General features: G+C 58.1%; 1 protein-coding gene. It reads right to left on the bottom strand.

The window, feature by feature from the left end:
* Nucleotides 1-176: 176 nt before the first annotated feature.
* Nucleotides 177-1628, bottom strand: a complete 1452-nt coding sequence (locus QVO51_RS04465) for a cohesin domain-containing protein (protein WP_022357399.1) — start codon at nucleotides 1626-1628, stop codon at nucleotides 177-179.
* Nucleotides 1629-1735: the final 107 nt, after the last annotated feature.

Genomic DNA, 1735 nt, shown 5'->3' with positions numbered 1-1735 from the left:
GTGACCCATCCGGTTAAACAAATAAAAAAACACACATCTCCCCAAGAGGTTGGTAGAACGCTCCTGCGTAAACGGAGCACGCAGAGCATAAAAAAACGCCCGGAAAAGATGGTCACTAAAAAGAAAACCGTACTGCAAAAACAGTACGGTTCAGCAAATCTATCGGAGAACGGAACTTACCCTGCGATCCCCCGTGCAATGATCCCCAGCAGCTCCACTGCGTCCGACACCTTGATGTACCCATCCGGCACCAGATCCCCCAGCTTTTGCTGTTCATCGCTCAGAGGACAGGGCTCCCCTGCCGCCATCCGGGCGCATGCCTCCAGCACCAGCACCGCATCCGCTACCGTTACCCTGCCGTCCATATTCACGTCTCCGGGCAGATAGCCTGGCTGGAGGGCGGTGGTCCGGGTGGCTGTGGTGGTTTGAATGGGCACAGTGGTTGTTTCCGCAGCGGTAGTTGTAGTCGTTTCAATGGTGGTTTCCGTTGTGGTGGTTGTGGTAGTTATGGTGGTTTCCGTTGTGGTGACAGCTTCCGTAGCGGTCGTGGTATACCCGGTAGTGGTGGTATTCTCCGTGACCTGGGCGGAGGTGGTCACTGCTCCTACCACCTGTACCGTCCCGGCAAACAGGCTGCACTGCCGGGTGCTCCCATCCATTGCTGCAAAGCTGGCAGATTCCGGTGTCACCGGATAAATGCCCGGCACCGCATCCGCCGGAATCGCCACCGGGATCCGCAGAATCTCCCCGTTTTCATACTGACTCCAGGCGGCATGCATGGATACGGTCAGCAGTTGGGTATCGTAGCTGACCTCCCCCCAGTAGCCGGCCTTCAGATACTGCACCTGGGGCGTGCTGTTGGCGTCAGCAGGCTGGAGCATGCCTCCGTACCGGAAGGTCAGCACAGCAGCGGACAAGCCCGGATTCTCCCCCACATACACCGGCAGATACACGGTTTCCCCCGGCAGTCCGGGCACATTCCCAACGGAAAATTCCACCGGCGTACCGGGGGCAGTGGTGGTTTCAGTGGTGGTTGTGGTAGTGGTGGTAGTTTCAGTGGTGGTTGTGGGTTCCGTTGTAGTAGCTTGAGGAATCTGGATCTTGCCGCTGTAGGTCTGGATGGAAACCGCATTGTCCCTGTTGTCATAGGCGGCATTGGCGGTCAGATTCAGAGCGAAGGTGTCCCCGGGCTGAGCGGTCTGGGGCACCCGGAAGGAAAGGGTCACAAGAGTGCCGTCCTGCTGAATCAACTGGGAGGAGGCAATGGCAACGCCGCATTTGCTGCCCTCCGCCTCCAGGATCATGCAAGTGTCGGAGCCGATCAGATCCCCATAGGTACACAGGGGCTTGCCATACTCGTTGGTTACAAGCTCCAGCGCCCCGTCATACTCCAGTACAAGCCCCATGCCGGAAAAGCCCCCGTTATCCTCTGCATACAGGGACACCTGCGCCGTGTCGCCAGGCTGAGCCTCCACAGACTCCGCATACACCAGTACAAGGTTGGCGGCGCTAGCAGGGGTTTGCCGGGCAAAAAATCCCGGCAGCCCCAGTGCGCATGCGGCAGCGGTCAGGGCAGCCCCTGTGCGCCGGAGCCGATCCAGCCCGGTTCTGATCCAATGATGTGTCATATTGTTCAACCTCAATTTCTCGGGATTCCTGCACCCTTCGCCGGCATACAGCCCCGTTTTCATGCAATGATTCATGCAATTACCTTAAGGCAATACCGCACAAAGCC

It is taken from the genome of Ruminococcus sp. CAG:379, from assembly GCF_000434255.1.
GTDB classification, from domain to species: domain Bacteria; phylum Bacillota; class Clostridia; order Oscillospirales; family Ruminococcaceae; genus Ruminococcus_F; species Ruminococcus_F champanellensis.
Note: the sequence above shows the minus strand (reverse complement) of the source record. Positions and strands in the feature narration are given on the sequence as shown.